The sequence below is a fragment of the Brachybacterium tyrofermentans genome, assembly GCF_039526165.1.
In the GTDB taxonomy this organism is placed as follows: Bacteria; Actinomycetota; Actinomycetes; order Actinomycetales; family Dermabacteraceae; genus Brachybacterium; species Brachybacterium tyrofermentans.
Map to the genome: position 1 here is coordinate 88,799 of NZ_BAAAIR010000050.1, position 17,356 is coordinate 106,154.

General features: G+C 70.1%; 17 protein-coding genes and 3 tRNA genes. 16 read left to right on the plus strand and 4 right to left on the minus strand.

Annotated features, from left to right (window positions below; all coding sequences use genetic code 11):
* Nucleotides 1-26: 26 nt before the first annotated feature.
* A complete protein-coding gene (locus ABD093_RS17560) occupies nucleotides 27-1,103 on the minus strand; it encodes an LLM class flavin-dependent oxidoreductase (protein ID WP_193116016.1) in 1,077 nt (358 codons plus the stop codon).
* Nucleotides 1,104-1,410: 307 nt separating this feature from the next.
* Here ABD093_RS17560 and ABD093_RS17565 point away from each other — a divergent pair, with 307 nt between their 5' ends.
* The 7 genes from ABD093_RS17565 (at nucleotide 1,411) to ABD093_RS17595 (ending at nucleotide 5,619) form a co-directional block, all read left to right on the plus strand.
* Nucleotides 1,411-1,737 carry a DUF4333 domain-containing protein gene (locus ABD093_RS17565; protein WP_193116015.1) on the plus strand — a complete coding sequence of 109 codons (327 nt, stop codon included), beginning with the start codon at nucleotides 1,411-1,413 and terminating at the stop codon, nucleotides 1,735-1,737.
* Nucleotides 1,738-1,810: 73 nt separating this feature from the next.
* A complete protein-coding gene (locus tag ABD093_RS17570) occupies nucleotides 1,811-2,587 on the plus strand; it encodes a fumarylacetoacetate hydrolase family protein (RefSeq protein ID WP_193116014.1) in 777 nt (258 codons plus the stop codon).
* A 49-nt stretch (nucleotides 2,588-2,636) separates the two neighbouring features.
* Nucleotides 2,637-4,157 carry a glutamate--tRNA ligase gene (gene gltX / locus ABD093_RS17575; protein WP_193116013.1) on the plus strand — a complete coding sequence of 507 codons (1,521 nt, stop codon included), beginning with the start codon at nucleotides 2,637-2,639 and terminating at the stop codon, nucleotides 4,155-4,157.
* Between the two features lie 184 nt (nucleotides 4,158-4,341).
* Nucleotides 4,342-4,413, plus strand: a tRNA-Gln gene (locus ABD093_RS17580).
* A 31-nt stretch (nucleotides 4,414-4,444) separates the two neighbouring features.
* Nucleotides 4,445-4,517 (plus strand) — tRNA-Glu (locus tag ABD093_RS17585).
* 28 nt (nucleotides 4,518-4,545) lie between these two features.
* Nucleotides 4,546-4,618: transfer RNA gene (locus ABD093_RS17590), tRNA-Glu, on the plus strand.
* 170 nt (nucleotides 4,619-4,788) lie between these two features.
* Nucleotides 4,789-5,619 carry a universal stress protein gene (locus ABD093_RS17595; RefSeq protein ID WP_193116012.1) on the plus strand — a complete coding sequence of 277 codons (831 nt, stop codon included), beginning with the start codon at nucleotides 4,789-4,791 and terminating at the stop codon, nucleotides 5,617-5,619.
* A 6-nt stretch (nucleotides 5,620-5,625) separates the two neighbouring features.
* Here ABD093_RS17595 and ABD093_RS17600 read toward each other — a convergent pair whose 3' ends face one another.
* Nucleotides 5,626-6,360, minus strand: a complete 735-nt coding sequence (locus ABD093_RS17600) for an IclR family transcriptional regulator (protein WP_193116011.1) — start codon at nucleotides 6,358-6,360, stop codon at nucleotides 5,626-5,628.
* A gap of 141 nt (nucleotides 6,361-6,501) precedes the next feature.
* On the opposite strand from ABD093_RS17600, the gene leuC reads away from it, so the two are divergent.
* From leuC to ABD093_RS17635, 7 genes are all read left to right on the plus strand, one after another.
* Nucleotides 6,502-7,941, plus strand: coding sequence for a 3-isopropylmalate dehydratase large subunit (leuC, locus tag ABD093_RS17605; RefSeq protein ID WP_193116010.1), 1,440 nt, complete (start codon nucleotides 6,502-6,504; stop codon nucleotides 7,939-7,941).
* 14 nt (nucleotides 7,942-7,955) lie between these two features.
* The gene (gene leuD, locus ABD093_RS17610) at nucleotides 7,956-8,576 is read left to right on the plus strand and encodes a 3-isopropylmalate dehydratase small subunit (protein ID WP_193116009.1); all 621 of its coding nucleotides are present in this window, start codon (nucleotides 7,956-7,958) and stop codon (nucleotides 8,574-8,576) included.
* Nucleotides 8,577-8,709: 133 nt separating this feature from the next.
* On the plus strand, nucleotides 8,710-10,026 hold the full coding sequence (murA, locus tag ABD093_RS17615; RefSeq protein ID WP_193116008.1) for a UDP-N-acetylglucosamine 1-carboxyvinyltransferase: 1,317 nt from the start codon (nucleotides 8,710-8,712) through the stop codon (nucleotides 10,024-10,026).
* Between the two features lie 83 nt (nucleotides 10,027-10,109).
* Nucleotides 10,110-10,706, plus strand: coding sequence for a DUF2867 domain-containing protein (locus ABD093_RS17620; protein ID WP_226849613.1), 597 nt, complete (start codon nucleotides 10,110-10,112; stop codon nucleotides 10,704-10,706).
* Complete coding sequence (locus tag ABD093_RS17625) at nucleotides 10,703-11,506, plus strand: lysophospholipid acyltransferase family protein (protein ID WP_319021468.1); 804 nt, start codon at nucleotides 10,703-10,705, stop codon at nucleotides 11,504-11,506. Before ABD093_RS17620 ends, ABD093_RS17625 begins: the two co-directional genes overlap by 4 nt.
* 79 nt (nucleotides 11,507-11,585) lie before the next feature.
* Nucleotides 11,586-12,575 carry an NAD(P)H-dependent glycerol-3-phosphate dehydrogenase gene (locus ABD093_RS17630; protein WP_343926143.1) on the plus strand — a complete coding sequence of 330 codons (990 nt, stop codon included), beginning with the start codon at nucleotides 11,586-11,588 and terminating at the stop codon, nucleotides 12,573-12,575.
* 13 nt (nucleotides 12,576-12,588) lie between these two features.
* Nucleotides 12,589-13,704: a D-alanine--D-alanine ligase family protein gene (locus ABD093_RS17635; protein ID WP_193116006.1), complete on the plus strand. Its 1,116-nt coding sequence runs from the start codon at nucleotides 12,589-12,591 to the stop codon at nucleotides 13,702-13,704.
* A gap of 54 nt (nucleotides 13,705-13,758) precedes the next feature.
* Here ABD093_RS17635 and ABD093_RS17640 read toward each other — a convergent pair whose 3' ends face one another.
* Entirely contained in the window at nucleotides 13,759-14,256 is a 498-nt protein-coding gene (locus tag ABD093_RS17640) for a DUF3515 domain-containing protein (RefSeq protein ID WP_319021467.1), read from the minus strand.
* A gap of 64 nt (nucleotides 14,257-14,320) precedes the next feature.
* Between ABD093_RS17640 and thiL the strand changes: the two genes are divergently transcribed.
* Nucleotides 14,321-15,340, plus strand: a complete 1,020-nt coding sequence (gene thiL / locus ABD093_RS17645; RefSeq protein ID WP_193116004.1) for a thiamine-phosphate kinase — start codon at nucleotides 14,321-14,323, stop codon at nucleotides 15,338-15,340.
* Nucleotides 15,341-15,401: 61 nt separating this feature from the next.
* Entirely contained in the window at nucleotides 15,402-16,478 is a 1,077-nt protein-coding gene (locus ABD093_RS17650; protein WP_193116003.1) for an NAD(P)-dependent alcohol dehydrogenase, read from the plus strand.
* Between the two features lie 83 nt (nucleotides 16,479-16,561).
* Here ABD093_RS17650 and ABD093_RS17655 read toward each other — a convergent pair whose 3' ends face one another.
* Complete coding sequence (locus ABD093_RS17655) at nucleotides 16,562-17,344, minus strand: Type 1 glutamine amidotransferase-like domain-containing protein (protein ID WP_193116002.1); 783 nt, start codon at nucleotides 17,342-17,344, stop codon at nucleotides 16,562-16,564.
* Nucleotides 17,345-17,356 lie beyond the last annotated feature (12 nt).

Below are 17,356 nucleotides of genomic sequence, written 5' to 3' on the forward strand. Positions count from 1 at the left end.
AGGCCGCCGGGCCCGGGCTGTCCGGGTCAGGCCTCGTCGAACACCGAGGACTGCGGGACCGGAGCCTCCGCGAGGAGCTCCCGTACCCGGGGGATGACCTTCGTGCCGTACAGCTCGATGGACTCCATGAGCTGCTCATGAGGCATCGGGCCGTTGGAGTACTTGAGGTCGAAGCGGTCCACGCCGAGCGTGCGGATCGTGTCGGCGATCTTCGTCGCGACCGTCTCGACCCCGCCGGCGTAGAGGGCGCCATGCTGCGTCTCCGACTCGAACTCCGCGATGCCGGAGGGGCCCCAGCCCCGCTCGCGGCCGATCTGGTTGCGGTTGTGGATCCAATGCGGTGCGAGCTGATCGCGAGCGGTCCGATCGTCGGCGGCGATGTGTCCGGGGGAGTGCACACCCACGGGGAGCCGATCGTTGCCGAGCTTCTCGGTGGCCTCATGGAACAGGTTCACGTAGGGCGCGAAGCGGTGCGCGGGACCGCCGATGATCGCCAGCATGAGGGGAAGCCGGTGGCGGGCTGCACGCACCACGGAGTTCGGGCTGCCGCCGACCGCGACCCAGGTGGGCAGGGCGCGCTCCATGCGCGGATGCACCGATTGCTGTGTCAGCGGCGGTCGGATGCTGCCGGACCATGTGATGGGCTCCTGCCTCAGTGCCTCGCTGAGCAGGTCGAGCTTCTCCTCGAACAGAGTCTCGTAGTCCTGCATGGCGAAGCCGAAGAGGGGGAAGGACTCGGTGAACGAGCCGCGCCCCACGGTCAGCTCGGCGCGGCCGTTCGACAGCGCGTCCAGGGTGGAGAAGCGCTCGATGACTCGGATCGGATCATCTGAGCTCAGCACGATCACTGCGGTGCCCAGCGTGATCTGGTTCGTGAGGGTCGCGAGGCCGGCCAGCACCGTGTCCGGAGCGCTCACGGCGAAGTCCGGCCGGTGGTGCTCCCCGATCGAGAAGTGGTCGATCCCCACCCTGTCGGCGAGCTCGCCCTGCGCGATGACGTCGCGGATCACCTGCGCGGGTGGGACCGCAGACCCCTCGAGATCGACGGTGACGTCGCCGAAGGTGTCCAGTCCGAAGGTCACGGCGTGCGGATCGAAGGTCATGGGGTCAGAACTCCTGAGTCGTCCGGCGGGGCGTCGCCACCGGCATGATTTATGTTTCAAGTATAGGGCGTGTGTGTGGCCGCGTCCAGGGTGGCGCTTGTCGAGGCGAACCGGCTGAACCGGCTGAACCGGCTGAACCGGCTGAACCGGCTGAACGGGCTGAACTGGCCGAATTGGCAGGCCATCGGTGGGGACCTCTCCCCATCGACGAGCGACGGGTTCTCTTCGAGGATGGAGGTCCATCGCGGCACCGTCATCGGTCGTCCAGCAGGGACTGCCGCGTCGATAGTCCGTCCAGGAGGACCTCATGTCTGCCATCCGCCCCCGCGCCATCGCCCGCCCCCTCGCTCTCGCTGCGGGAGCCCTTGTCGCGCTCTCCGGGTGCGGGCTGCTCGGGCCCGGCGTGGTGGAGTCCGCGGAGGTCGAGCAGAAGATCTCCGATCTGTTCACGGAGCAGGTCGGCCAGGCACCGGATGAGGTCGACTGCCCTGACGACCTGAAGGCCGAGGAGGGTGCCGAGATGATCTGTGCGCTCACCCTGGAAGGGGAGAGCATGGACGTCAAGGTGACCGCCACCTCCGTGGACGGCGAATCCGTGAACTTCGACATCGAGCCGATCGACGACACCGAGTGAGCGATCTCCGGGCTCGGATGTGACTCCTGCACGGGCCCGGGGGCGGTGGCGGATGGACCTCTAGACTGGCGCCATGCGCATTGCTCGATTCACCACCGGCGAAGATCCCATGTACGGCATCGTCCAGGAGAAGGACGGCCAGGACATGGTCTATGGGATCACCGGGGACCCCTTGTACACCGATATCCGCCCCACCGGGAAGGTCCTCCCTCTCGAGGACGTCCGCCTGCTCGCCCCCGTCATCCCCCGCTCGAAGGTGGTGTGCGTCGGCCGCAACTATGCGGCTCACGCCGCCGAGCTCGGCAACGAGGTGCCCGAGCAGGCACTGTTCTTCCTCAAGCCGAACACCACCGTCGTCGGCCCCGGCGATCCCGTCGTCATCCCGGCCTACAGCCAGGAGGTCAGCCTCGAGGCGGAGCTCGCCGTGGTCATCAAGCGGATGGCCAAGGACGTCGCCGCCGAGGACGTCGCCGATGTGATCCTCGGCTACACCTGCGCCAACGACCTCACCGCACGGGACTCCCAGCGTGATGAGGACCAGTGGTTCCGCGCCAAGGCCTTCGACACGTCCTGCCCGATCGGCCCCTGGATCGAGACCGACCTCGATGCATCCTCCGTCTCAATCTCCTCGAGCGTCGACGGCGAGATCGCCCAGGACGGCTCCACCGCTGACATGATCCGCTCCGTCGCCGACCTGGTCGCCGAGATCTCCAGCGTCGTGACCCTGCTGCCCGGGGATCTGATCCTCACCGGTACCCCGGCCGGCGTCCGGACGGTCGACGCCGGCTCCACGATCGACATCAGCATCGAGGGGATCGGCACGCTGTCCAATCCCGTCGTGCGCCGCTGACCCCTCGCCTCTTCAGACCCACATCTCCCCACCTTCAGGAGCACTCCGCGTGACCACCACCCCGGCCCAGACCTCAGCCCCGACCGACGAGGTCCGGGTGCGCTTCTGCCCCAGCCCCACCGGCACCCCGCACGTCGGCATGGTGCGCACCGCCCTGTTCAACTGGGCGCACGCCCGTCACCATGGCGGCAAGCTCGTCTTCCGCATCGAGGACACCGACGCCGCCCGCGACAGCGAGGAGTCCTACCACCAGCTGCTCGACGCGATGCGCTGGCTCGGCATCGACTGGGACGAGGGTGTCGAGGTCGGCGGGCCCCACGGGCCGTACCGCCAGTCCGAGCGCGCGGACATCTATCAGGAGGTCATCGCGAAGCTGAAGGACGCCGGACACATCTACGAGTCGTACTCGACCGCCGAGGAGATCGTCGAGCGTCACCGTGCCGCGGGCCGCGACCCCCAGCTCGGGTACGACGGCTACGACCGTGATCTCACCGAGGAGCAGAAGGCGGCCTTCCTCGCCGAGGGCCGCCATCCCACCTGGCGCCTTCGCATGCCCGATACGGACCTCACCTTCACGGACCTCGTGCGCGGCGAGATCACCTTCAAGGCCGGCACCATCCCGGACTTCGTCGTGGTGCGCGCCAACGGCCAGCCGCTCTACACGCTCGTGAACCCCGTCGACGACGCGCTCATGCGGATCACCCACGTGCTGCGCGGCGAAGACATCCTCTCCTCGACGCCCCGCCAGATCGCTCTGTACCGGGCGCTCATCGAGATCGGCGTCGCCGAGCGGGTCCCCGAGTTCGGCCACCTGCCCTATGTCATGGGGGAGGGGAACAAGAAGCTCTCCAAGCGCGATCCCGAGTCCAACCTGTTCCTCTACCGCGAGCAGGGCTTCCTGCCCGAGGGCATGGTCAACTACCTCGCTCTGCTGGGCTGGGGCTACAGCGCCGACGAGGACATCTTCAGCCGCGAACAGATGGTCGAGCGCTTCGACGCCTCGGACGTGAACCCGAACCCGGCGCGCGTGGACATCAAGAAGGCCACTGCCATCAACGCTGACCACATCCGCCGGCTCACCGAGGCGGACCTCGCAGAGCGCCTGGTGCCGTACCTCCAGCAGGGAGGTGTGCTCGGCGAGACCGTCACCGAGGAGCAGCGGACTCTGGTCGTCGCAGCGACTCCACTGGTCCAGACCCGCATGAACCTGCTCGGCGAGGCGCCCGATCTGCTGGGCTTCCTGTTCACCGCGGATGCGGACCTCGAGGTGCAGCCGGACGCCCTCAAGAAGCTCGGCGACGACCCTGTGGGCGTGCTCGAGCGGGCGATCCAGGAGATCGACGCCGTTCCCGAGGAGGACTTCACCGCAGCGGCGCTCGAGCCCGCACTGCGCGCGGCGATCGTCGAGGACATGGGCATCAAGCCGCGGCTGGCCTTCGGGCCCCTGCGCAGCGCCATCTCCGGCCGACGGATCTCCCCGCCGCTGTTCGAGTCCATGGAGCTGCTCGGGAAGTCCTCGAGCCGTGCTCGCCTGAGCGCCCTGCGGGATCGGCTCGCCGCGGAGGCCTGAGCCTTTCGGGCGCTGTGGGGCGGCGTGCTCAGCCTCACAGCGTCCGGAGGCCTTCTCGCTTTGTCTTGTCGGGAAGAACCCGGTAGAGTCTTACCTCGGTACGGCATGGAAGTTCGGCCCGGAAAGACCTCGGAAACCACCGAGGATCAGACCAGGAAGAGAAGAGAAAAACGTACTGTCACCATGGGGTATGGTGTAATTGGCAACACAGCGGTTTCTGGTACCGTCGTTCTAGGTTCGAGTCCTGGTACCCCAGCGCTTCACGGCTTTTCAGCTGTGTGGTCCGCGCCCCGTTCGTCTAGCGGCCTAGGACGTCGCCCTCTCACGGCGGTAACACCGGTTCAAATCCGGTACGGGGTACGACGCGAGATCTTCGGATTACGCGCAGGCCCCGTTCGTCTAGCGGCCTAGGACGTCGCCCTCTCACGGCGGTAACACCGGTTCAAATCCGGTACGGGGTACGGACAGGAGTCGATGCCAAGCGCATCGGCTCCTTTTCTGTTTCCGGAATCGATGCGTTCTGTTGCCGGGGTCGGTCTGCTCGCGGCACCCGCACGGTCGGCGTCCGATCCCTCGCCGACATCCCGTCCGTTTCCTGGAATGTGCTCGCGAGCCGGGGTATCGTCATGTTATGAGCCACGTCACACCCTCGTCCTCCCGGCCGAAGATCACCGTGGGTGTCTTCGATGCCGATGAATCCGATCTCGCGGTGCGCTGGGCCGCACGGCATGCGGACCGCGTCAGCGGCGTGCTGCACCTGGTCCACGCCTTCGTCTGGACCGAGCTCGATGTGAACACCGATCCGATCCCGGGGATGACCGGGTCGGGCATCCGCAACGCGGCGCACGGGCTCATCGAGGATGCGCTGGCGATCGCGCGGGAGGAGCGCCCGGATCTGCCGATCACCTCGGAGATCGTCGATGGCAACGCCGTCCCCGTGCTCGTCGAGGCGAGCGCCGACTCCGATCTCGTCGTCGTCGGCGGCCGGGGGATGGGCCGACTCCTCACGCTGATCGTCGGATCCAAGAGCCTCGCCCTGGCGGCACGCTCACAATGCCCCGTCGTGGTGGTGAGGGGCCAGATCGACGGTGAGGGACCCATCGGCCTCGTGCATCACGAGAGCGCCACCGAGGTCGTGACCCGCGCCGCGGACCTCGCCACCGCCTACGGGAGGGACATCCACCTCGTGGTCCGTGCCGAGACCACGCCCGAGCAGGCTCAGGAGATCCTCGCAGGCACCAGTCAGCGCGTCGCTCTGACGCATCCCGGTGTGTACGTGGGCGATGTGACGATCGCGGCGGGGGCGAGTGCCCGGCAGCTCGTCGAGGCCAGCGAAGGGGCGAGCATCATGGTGGTCGCGGGGGAGCGGACCCACGGCCCGGACAAGCCGCTCGCCGCCCCCCGGCAGCTGGTCACGGTGCTGCGCTTCGCGAACATCCCGGTCTGGATCGAACGGGACTGATGAGGTTCAGGCGCCGGCGCGACGCAGCAGCTCGGTGAGATGGTTCGCGGAGCTCATCACGGACGCCGCATGGAGTCGACCGGGCTGACGGGTGATGCGCTCGATCGGCCCGGAGATGCTCAGGGCTGCGACCACGCGTCCGTTGGGTCCGCGCACAGGGGCGGAGACCGATCCGACGCCCGGCTCGCGCTCCCCGATGGACTGGGCCCATCCGCGGCGGCGCACGGCCGAGAGCTGTGTCGCGGTGAAGCGTGCGCCGAGCAGGCCGCGGTGCAGGCGGTCCGGCTCCTCCCAGGCGAGCAGGATCTGCGCGGCGGAACCGGCCTTCATGGTGAGCGCCGCACCCAGCGGCACGGAGTCCCGGAGGCCGATCGGCCGCTCGGCCGCGGCGACGCAGATGCGGTGGTCGCCCTGGCGGCGGTAGAGCTGCGCGGATTCGCTGGTGTGGTCCCGCAGAGCGGCCAGCACCGGGCCCGCGGCGGCGAGCAGGCGATCCTCGCCGGCGGCGGCGGCCAGCTCACCCAGGCGCGGGCCCAGGATGAAGCGCCCCTGCATGTCACGGGAGACCAGATGGTGATATTCGAGCGCCACTGCCAGGCGGTGGGCGGTGGGTCGAGCCAATCCGGTCGACTGCACCAGCTGGGCGAGCGTCGCCGGGCCTGCCTCCAGGGCGCCGAGCACGACGGCCGCCTTGTCGAGCACGCCGACGCCGCTGCCGTTCTCCTCCGAGATCTTGTCCATGCTCCGATACTGCCGTCTTATTTGGTGAGACGCAAGTGCGTCGGATCGTGGACCCGCACACGATGGGTGCTGCGCTTGCACCCCGAGCGCGTTCCAGCATGCAGACACGCGTCCACACGACGGACGCAAGGAAGGATCGACATGGCGGGGACCCTCGCAGAGAAGGTCTGGGCGGACCACGTTGTCCGTCGCGGAGAGAACGGCGAACCGGACCTGCTGTACATCGATCTCCAGCTCCTGCACGAGGTGACCAGCCCGCAGGCGTTCGACGGCCTCCGCGAGGAGGGCCGCACGCCGCGCCGCCTCGACCAGCAGCTCGCGACCGAGGACCACAACACCCCCACGATCGACATCGACAAGCCGATCGCGGACATCACCTCGCGCACCCAGATCGACACCCTGCGCCGCAACGCCGAGGAGTTCGGCGTGCGGATCCACAGCCTCGGCGACCTCGACCAGGGCATCGTGCATGTCGTCGGCCCGCAGCTGGGTCTGACCATGCCGGGCATCACCGTGGTCTGCGGCGACTCGCACACCTCGACCCACGGTGCCTTCGGGGCGCTCGCCTTCGGCATCGGCACCAGCGAGGTCGAGCACGTGCTCGCGACCCAGACGCTCTCGCTGAACCCCTTCAAGACCATGGCCATCACCGTCGACGGCGCCCTCAAGCCCGGCGTCACCGCGAAGGACATCATCCTCGCGGTGATCGCGAAGATCGGCACCGGCGGCGGCTCGGGCTACGTGCTCGAGTACCGCGGCGAGGCGATCCGGACGCTCTCCATGGAGGGCCGGATGACGATCTGCAACATGTCCATCGAGGCGGGCGCCCGCGCCGGCATGATCGCGCCGGACGAGACCACCTTCGAGTACGTCCAGGGGCGCCCGCATGCCCCGCGCGGCGCGGACTGGGACGCGGCCGTCGAGCACTGGCGGACCCTGCGCAGCGCCGATGACGCCACCTTCGACGCCGAGGTGCACATCGACGCCGATGAGCTCGAGCCCTTCGTCACCTGGGGCACCAACCCCGGTCAGGGCCTGCCGCTGTCGGCATCGGTCCCCGCCCCGGAGGACTTCACCGACGACAACGCTCGCGTGGCCGCCGAGAACGCCCTGGAGTACATGGACCTCGTGCCCGGGACGCCCCTGAAGGACGTCAAGGTCGACACCGTGTTCATGGGCTCGTGCACCAACGGCCGCATCGAGGATCTGCGGGCCTTCGCCTCCGTGCTCGAGGGCCGTCAGAAGCACCCCGATGTCCGCGTGCTGGTCGTCCCCGGTTCGGCTCGGGTGCGCATCCAGGCGGAGCAGGAGGGCCTGGACAAGGTCTTCCTCGGCTTCGGTGCCGAATGGCGCCAGGCGGGCTGCTCGATGTGCCTGGGCATGAACCCGGACCAGCTCGCCCCGGGCGAGCGTGCGGCCTCCACGTCCAACCGCAACTTCGAGGGCCGCCAGGGCAAGGGCGGACGCACCCACCTGGTGTCCCCGGTCGTCGCCGCCGCCACCGCAGTGCGCGGGACGCTGTCCTCCCCGTCGGACCTGGGCGCCGCGAGCGCCCCCTCCGACCTCCAGCCCGTCGCCTGATCAGGAGCATCGCCATGGAAGCCTTCACCACCCATACCGGCATCGGTGTCCCGCTGCGCCGCAGCAATGTCGACACCGACCAGATCATCCCGGCCGTGTACCTCAAGCGGGTCACCAAGACCGGGTTCGACGACGGCCTGTTCAACGCCTGGCGCACGAACGATCCCGACTTCGTGCTCAACCGCCCCGCCTACGCGAAGGGCTCCGTGCTCGTGGCGGGCCCTGACTTCGGCACCGGCTCCTCGCGTGAGCACGCCGTGTGGGCGCTGCGCGACTACGGGTTCAAGGCCGTGCTCTCCAGCCGCTTCGCGGACATCTTCCGCGGCAACGCCGGCAAGCAGGGCCTCGTCGCCGGGGTCCTGTCCGAGGACGACCTCGAGCAGCTGTGGAAGATCCTCGAGGAGGCGCCCGGCACCGAGGTGACCATCGACCTCGAGAACCGTCAGGCCCACGCGGGCGAGGCTGGAGCTGTCTTCCGCTTCGACGTCGACGACTACACCCGGTGGCGCCTCATGGAGGGCCTGGACGACATCGGCCTGACCCTGCGCCACGAGCAGGACATCACCGACTTCGAGGCGACCCGCCCCGGCTGGATGCCCAAGACGCTCCCGGCGCGCACGATGGACACCGTCTGACCGCTCAGATCTTCTCCTGCGGGGCCGCTGCGACCTATGACGAGGGTCGCAGTGGCCCCGCAGTCCGCTCCGGTATGGTGACTCGGTCAGACATCGGGCGTCCCGGGCGCCTGCTCAGCGAAGCAAGGACACTATGAGCTCGACATTCCACGTCCGTGGGGGCAGCCCCCTCAACGGTGAGATCACTGTCCGTGGCGCGAAGAACCTGGTCTCCAAGGCCATGGTCGCGGCCCTGCTGGGGACCAAGCCCAGCGTGCTCCACTCCGTCCCGGACATCCGCGACGTGCAGATCGTCTCGCAGCTGCTGTCGATACATGGCGTCAAGGTCGAACGGGACGTCGTCGGCGGCACGCTGCGCATGGATCCCTCCAACGTCGAGCGCGCCCATGTGGCAGACATCGACGCGCACGCCGGAAGCTCCCGGATCCCGATCCTGTTCTGCGGCCCGCTGCTGCACCGTCTGGGCGAGGCGATCATCCCCGACCTGGGTGGCTGCCGGATCGGCGACCGCCCCATCAACTACCACCTCGACGTGCTGCGCAACTTCGGCGCCGTCGTGGACAAGCGTGAGATGGGCATCTACATCACGGCCCCGAACGGGCTGCACGGCACCAAGATCCACCTCGAGTACCCCAGCGTCGGAGCGACCGAGCAGGTGCTGCTGACCGCCGTCCGGGCGAAGGGCATCACCGAGCTCACGAACGCGGCCGTCGAACCCGAGATCGAGGACCTCATCGCGGTGCTGCAGAAGATGGGTGCGCTCATCTCCGTGCAGACAGATCGCACCATCACGATCGAGGGCGTCGAGGAGCTGGGCGGCTACGAGCACGTCGCGATCCCCGATCGCATCGAGGCCGCTTCCTGGGCCTGCGCCGCCTTGGTCACGAAGGGGTCCGTCTTCGTGCGCGGCGCCGAGCAGAAGCCGATGGCGACCTTCCTGAACATCTTCCGCAAGGTCGGCGGCGGGATGGACATCACCCGTGAGGGCATCCGGTTCTACCATCCCGGCACGCCGCTGCGGGCGATCGCGGTGGAGACCGATGTGCACCCCGGCCTCATGACCGACTGGCAGCAGCCGCTGGTGGTCGCGCTCACGCAGGCCGACGGCATCTCCATCGTGCACGAGACGGTGTACGAGAACCGGCTCGGCTTCACCTCTGCGCTCAACGACATGGGCGCCCACACCCAGGTGTACCGCGAGTGTCTCGGAGGGTCCAGCTGCCGCTTCGGCCGCAGCAACTACAACCACTCCGCGGTGATCTCCGGTCCGCGGTCGCTGACGGCCGCGGACATCACCGTCCCGGACCTGCGCGGCGGCTTCTCGTATCTCGTGGCCGCACTCGGCGCCGAGGGGGTCTCCACCATCCGTGGCATCGACCTCATCGACCGCGGGTACGAGTCCTTCCGCGAGAAGCTCACCGCCCTCGGCGCGGAGTTCTGGGAGAACTGACGCCGCGAGGGATGCATCGCCCTGCGGAGGCCCTGTACCCGGGCTGAACCGACGATCCACTGCGAGCTGAGGGAGCACAGCTGATGATGAGCGAGAACGTCTCGGCGGATGCCGAGCTGCATACGGGCGAGAACCCCCTGGCCGCCACGGCCGGGAGCTCGCTGGCGCTGCGCGACATCCCGATCCCCGACTACTGCGACGTGGTCATCGTCCCCACCGGAGGCGTCGACGAGCCCGACCCGAGGGTCTGGGCCGACGCGATCTTCTCGCATGAGAACACGCCGCTGTCCAAGCGGGGGATGCGCGCGCTGCGCGATGAGGCGATCCGCCTGTTCGACATGGTGCCGCCGCCGGAGCGGGAGTACGTGGCCGACGAGGTCGTGGGCTCCGAGGCGCTGATCATCGACGACGACGACAAGATGCACGTGCGGATCGGGGTGGCGCTGCTTCCCGGCGGGCAGCTGCTCCAGGTCACCACCGCGGTGAAGTTCCGCTCGGTGCGCGGACGCCTCGCCTTCGCGCCGCGCCGGCTGATGCATGCCGCCGCCGTGAACACGCTCGCCCGTCGGGCGCCGACGACGCTGAGGCGGCGCACCATGGTCGGTGGATCGTCCGTGCGCGCCCTCACCGGGCAGGCCACGCGCAAAGCCCTGGGCCGCACGCCGTCCTCCGACCGGTGAGCATCTCGCCGGCGCGCAGCTGGGATCTGGGCACGTCCCGGGCCCCGGCTCGGCGGGCCGGGCTCGTCGTCGGCCTCGCGCAGCTGCCACTCCGACCCCTGATGAGCCTGCTCGCGCGCCCCGTCTGGATCGGCGCCGAGAACCTCCCCGCCGAGGGGGCCGCGATCGGCTGCGGCAACCACCTCGGCCCGATCGACGCCTTCCTCTACGGCCAGCTCCTGCAGGCCCACGGCATCGCGCCGCGCTTCCTGGCCAAGGAGGCGATGTTCCGGGTGCCCGTGCTGGGCGCGCTCCTGCACGGGGCCCGGCAGATCCCGGTGCACCGGGGCACCTCCCGGGGCGGCGATGCCCTGGACAGCGCGCGCGAGGCCCTGGGCCGTGGCGAGATGCTCATGATCTTCCCCGAGGGCACCTACTCCCGGGACCCGGAGCTGTGGCCGATGCAGGGGCTCCTGGGGGCGGCCCGCCTGGCTCTGGACACGGGCGCTCCGCTGGTGCCCATCGCGAGCTGGGGCGGCCGCAGGCTGTGGCCCGTCGGCTCCCTGGTCCCGCGCCCCGGACCCGGCCGCCGCGTGACCATGCGGGTGGGGACCCCGTACACCGTCGCGCAGCGGGACGACGAGACCCCGCAGACGGCGGCCCGTCGCGTGACCGCGGACCTGATGACCCGGATCGCCGCCCTGCTCGGAGAGATCCGCGGGCAGGAGCCGCCGAGCGTCCTGCACGACGGCAGGACGGATGGCCACCGACCTGAGGTGGGGGCTCCGCAGCGCGGCTACCGTGCTGTGAAGCAGGCGTGATGCAGAGCCAGGCATCACGCAGAGATGGTGACGCAGCGACGATGACGCAGAGAGACAGCGACGCAGGGAGGAGGCAGGGATGACACGACTGGCCGTTCTGGGTGCCGGCAGCTGGGGCACCACCTTCGCGCAGGTCCTCGCGGACGGTGGCGCGGACGTCACGCTGTGGGCGCGCCGCGAGGAGGTGGCCTGCGAGATCCGTGAGGCGCACCGAAACAGCGCCTACCTCGGGGACCGCCTGCTCCCGGACGCCGTGGGGGCGACCTCCTCGATCGAGGAGGCGTTCGACGGGGCCGACGGGATCGTGCTCGCGGTGCCCGCCCAGTCGATGCGCGCGACCCTCGAGTCGTGGCCCGCTCTCCCGCCGGTGCCCGTGCTCTCCCTCACCAAGGGGATCGAGCGGGGCACCGACTCGCGGATCAGCAGGATCATCGCCGAGGCCGGGGGAGCGGAGACCGAGCGCATCGGCGTGCTGTCCGGCCCGAACCTCTCCGGGGAGATCGCCGAGCGCCGCCCCTGCGCGAGCGTCGTGGCGGCCGACTCCGAGGAGCTGGCCTCCGTGCTCGCGACCTGGTGCGAGGCCCCCTACCTGCGCACCTACACCTCCACCGACGTGGTCGGGGTCGAGATCGCCGGGGCCGTCAAGAACGTCATCGCGATCGCGGTCGGTGCCGCGACCGGTCTCGGCCACGGCCACAACACCACCGCGAGCCTGATCACCCGCGGGCTCGCGGAGATCACCCGGCTCGGGGTCGCGCTGGGCGGTCGCCGGGACACCTTCGCCGGGCTGGCGGGGATGGGCGACCTGGTCGCCACCTGCTCCTCGCCGCTGAGCCGGAACCACCGCCTGGGACTGGCGCTGGGACGCGGCCTCGATGTACGGGCCGCGGCGGCCGAGGTGGGCCAGACGGCCGAGGGCGTCGCGACGGCGCGTGCCGTGTCGGAACTGGCCGCGCGACTCGGGATCGAGATGCCCATCACCGACGCCGTGGTGGATGTCGTCGATCACGATGCGCGTATCGACGAGGTCACCACGGCCCTGCTGGCGCGCGGCGTGCGCCCGGAGTGAATATCCTTTCGGCATGAGAACCACCGTCGCCCTTCTGTTCGGCGGCCGCAGCGGAGAGCACGGCATCTCGTGCGTCACCGCCGGCGGCATCCTCGCTGCGATCGATCGAGACCGTTTCGACGTGCTCGCGATCGGCATCACCCGCGAGGGGGCCTGGGTCCACGTCTCCGACGATCCCTCGGACTGGACCCTGGTCGACGGCCGCGCCCCCGAGGTGGCGTCCGAGGGCGCCGAGGTGCTGCTGCCCTCGACCCGTCGGCAGCCCGGCGGACGCAGCGAGCTGCGGACCGTCGTCGAGGGCGCGGTGCGCCCGTTGGCCGAGATCGACGTCGTGTTCCCGGTGCTGCACGGCACCTACGGCGAGGACGGCACCGTCCAGGGCCTGCTCGAGCTGCTGGACATCCCCTACGTGGGCTCCGGGGTGCTCGCGTCGGCGACCTGCATGGACAAGGCGGCCACCAAGCAGAGCCTGGGCGCCGCCGGGATCGAGTGCGCCCCCGGCATCACGGTCCACGAGGACCGCTGGGCCGCCGGAGCCGGCGAGGTGATGGACCACCTGGAGCGTCACCACCCGTTGCCCTGGTTCGTGAAGCCCGCCCGCGGCGGCTCCAGCCTCGGGGTCAGCCGGGTCAGCGATCCCGCCGAGCTCGAGGCCGCGATGAAGACCGCCTTCGCGGAGGATCCCAAGGTGCTCATCGAGGAGTCCGTGATCGGCCGCGAGGTCGAGTGCGGTGTGCTCCAGGGCGGCGACGGCTTCGAGGCGCGCACCACGGTGCCCGGCGAGGTCAGGGTCGGGGAGGACCTGGACTTCTACGACTACGAGGCGAAGTACTTCGGCAAGGGGACCGTGAGCATCGACGTGCCGGCCTCCCTTCCCGATGCCCAGCTCGAGGAGGTCCGCGAGGTGGCCGCCCGTGCCTTCTCCGTGCTGGGCCTGGAGGGTCTCGCCAGGGTGGATGTGTTCGTGACCGACGATCACCGCGTGGTGGTCAACGAGGTCAACACGATGCCGGGCTTCACCCCGTACTCGATGTTCCCGGTGCTCTGGCAGAACATGGGGCTCTCCTACGCCGATCTCATCACCGATCTCGTCGAGCAGGCCCGCGGGCGCCGTCCCGGTCCCCGCTGAGCGACAGCGCCGCTGCCGCCGCCGGCGCTGCCCCGGTGCTGCGCCGGCCCGGGCTCAGCTCGTCGGCTCGTCCCCGGGGCCCACGCAGTGATCGGTGGCCTCGATGTTCCGGCTCACCACCTGGGCGAGGTCGAGCGCCGCACCGCTGGGCTGGTCCGGCGCCGCGGAGAGCGGCACCGTGATGTCGATCGCGGGCTCCCGCCCGTAGGACGTGTACTGGAACACGTCGCCCTCGAGCTCGCGGATGATCCAGTCGATCTGCACCCCGTTGCCGTCCTCGAGGGTCGTGCACTGATCCGTGGTCGGCCCGGGAGGAGTGACACCGCAGCGCATGACCACGGTGTCCTCGCCGCTGCCCCAGGCGGCGGTGCCCTGGCTCGAGGTCTCCGTGCGGTCCATGCCCAGCACCTGCGGCGGGGCCGCGAGGATGATGTCGGCGCAGACGGGATCGGTGGCCTCGGGACCGGCGGGCACCTGCACGGTGCCGCAGGAGGCCAGGGTCACGGCCAGCAGACCGGCGGCGGCGAAGGCGGGAAGACGGGAGCGGAGCACGGGGGGAAGGCTACCGGCCGAACCTGCGTCGCCGCCGATGCCCGCTCTCCGGCACACTGGGGTCATGACCGGCGACACGCGACTCGGGGAGGCCGGGCTCCTGGCCCGCATGCTCCCTCACCTGGCCACCGACCCCCGGATCGAGGTCGGCCCCGGGGACGACGCCGCCGTGGTGCGGTTTCCCTCGCCACGCATCGTGGTCACGACCGACACCCTCGTCGAGGGGCACGACTTCCTGCCCGCCACGACGACCCCGAGCTGGATCGGGCACAAGGCCGCCGTGCAGAACCTGGCCGATGTCGCCGCCATGGGGGCCCGGCCGCTCGCCCTCGTCGTCGCGCTCTCCGCCCCGGCGGAGACCCCCGCCCCGGTGTTCGAGGAGCTCACGATCGCCCTCGCGGGGCGCGCGGAGGCCGACGGCGCCTATGTGGTCGGCGGCGACCTCGGCACCTCGGACCGCCTCACGGTGACGGTCACGGCACTCGGATCGCTCGAGGACGATCAGGCGCCGGTGCTGCGCTCGGGAGCCCGCCCCGGCGACGTGCTCGCGATCGGTTCCCCGCAGCTGGGCCGCTCCGCCGCCGGCCTGGCCCTCGTGCTCTCGGGTCGGATCCGGGTGCAGGACGGCCAGGTCCTCGGGGCGGACGGCACGACCCTCGCGGAGGAGGGCCACGGCGATCTCGTCGCCTGGCACGACGCCCCCGAGCCGGACCTCGCCCTGGGGTGGACCGTCGGCCGCGGTGCGAGGGCGATGATGGATCTCTCCGACGGGCTCGTACGGGACGGCACCCGGATCGCGAGAGCCTCCGGCGTGCTCCTGGACCTGGACGCCGACGCCCTCGCCCCGGACGTCTCGCAGCTCGCCGATCTCGCCGCCGAGCTCGGCGAGGACCCCTGGGCATGGGTGCTCCACGGCGGCGAGGAGCACGCGATGCTCGCCACCTTCGCCGCCGGGAGCGTGCCCGCGGGCTTCCGACCGATCGGGCGGGTGCTGCCCGCCGACGGAGAGAAGGCCCACGGCGTGCTCCTGGACGGTGCCCCGATCGAGGGAACAGGTTTCGACCACTTCGGGGACCAGGCCTAGTCTGTCCCCATACCCCTCGAGCGTCCCTCGAGGGCATCCCGACCTCCTGAAGGAGACCCCCATGACGATCACTGTGAAGGCACTGCAGAAGACCGGCCCCGAGCAGCCGTTCCAGGTCGCGAGCATCGAGCGCCGCGACCCGCGTCCCGCCGACGTCGTGATCGACATCAAGGCCGCCGGGATCTGCCACAGCGACATCCACACGATCCGCAACGAGTGGGGCGAGGCACACTTCCCCCTCACCGTCGGCCACGAGATCGCCGGCGTCGTCGAGGCCGTGGGCTCGGACGTCACCGACTGGAAGGTCGGGGACCGCGTGGGCGTCGGCTGCATGGTGGACTCCTGCGGCACGTGCGAGGAGTGCCGCGCCGGCCAGGAGCAGAACTGCCTGGAGGGCAACGTCGGCACCTACAACGCGACCGACGTCGACGGCACGATCACGCAGGGAGGCTACGCCCAGAAGGTCGTCGTCGACGAGCGCTTCGTGTGCCGCATCCCCGACGGCCTGGACTTCGATGTCGCCGCACCGCTGCTGTGCGCCGGCATCACCACCTACGCACCGCTGGCCCGCTGGGGCGCCGCGGACTCCAAGGACGGCGCCCCGAAGAAGGTCGCCGTGCTGGGTCTGGGCGGCCTGGGCCACATGGGCGTGCAGATCGCCGCCGCCATGGGCGCCGACGTCTCCGTGCTGTCGCGCACCCGCAAGAAGGAGCAGCTGGCCATTGAGCTCGGTGCCCAGCAGACGCTCGCCACCTCGGAGGACGGCTTCTTCGCCGACCACCGCGGAGAGTTCGACATCATCCTCAACACGATCAGCGCCGACATCCCCGTCGACAAGTACCTGAGCCTGCTCAAGCCCCGCGGCGTGATGGCCGTGGTGGGCCTGCCGCCGCAGAAGCAGCCGCTCAGCTTCGGCTCGGTCATCGGCGGCGGCAAGGTGCTGGCCGGTTCGAACATCGGCGGCATCGCCGAGACCCAGGAGATGCTCGATTTCTGCGCCGAGCACGGGATCGCCGCGCAGATCGAGACGATCGGGATCCACGAGGCGGACGCCGCCTACGAGCGCGTGGTCGCCGGCGAGGTCTTCTTCCGCGTCGTCATCGACACCGCGACCTTCGAGGACGCCGAGGTCGCCTGACAGCCCTCACGGCACGACAGCGCCCGCGACGCCCCTCGGGGCGCCGCGGGCGTCGTCATCTCCGCGGGATGATGGCTGCGGTCTCACGGCAGCAGGCGCACCGGGATCTCCTGCTCGACCACGCCGCCTGATCCGTCCGGCACGATCCGCGAGGCCCCGGCGCCGTCCACCTCGGTCACCGCCTCGACGAGCTCGGTGCCGCGGTACAGCAGCCCGGCGCCGTCGTCCGTGCACACCGCCTGACCGAGCGTGCCGTCCGCCACCAGCTCACGGATCAGGGGCCGACGGCGCTCCTCGGAGTCCATGTGCACCCCGTTGGCGCCCGGCAGGAAGCCCAGGCCGTTCGTGACCGGTGCCAGCTGCGGGCCGAAGGAATCGGTGACCCCGCCCTCGAACCAGCAGATCGAGCCGGCGGAGATCCCCGCGAGCACCACTCCCTCCTGCCAGAGCCGGTGCAGGATCTCCGGCAGCCCGTGGGCACGCCACACCGCGAGCAGGTTCACCACCGAGCCGCCGTTGACCCAGAGCACGTCGAAGCTGCGCAGATAGCTTTCCACGTCCTCCACATTGGGCATGGTGAACAGCGAGAGATGGTGGAGCTGGTACCCCGCCTCCCGGGCCGCCTCCTCGATGTCCCGCTGGAATCCCAGATGGTCACCGGATGCCGTGGCGATGCTGCAGATCCGGGGAGCGCGGGTCTGGTCGCCGCCCAGGTCCTGATCGCTGCCCGGGTCCCGATCACGGCGCGGGGTCTCCCGGCTGAGCTCGACCGCGAGGGCCAGCATCGGCCCGAAGCCGAACCGGAGCCGCGGATGGGGGCGATAGCCGGCGCTGGTGGCGAGGATGGTGGGGGAGGACGCAGGCATGGGATCTCCTCG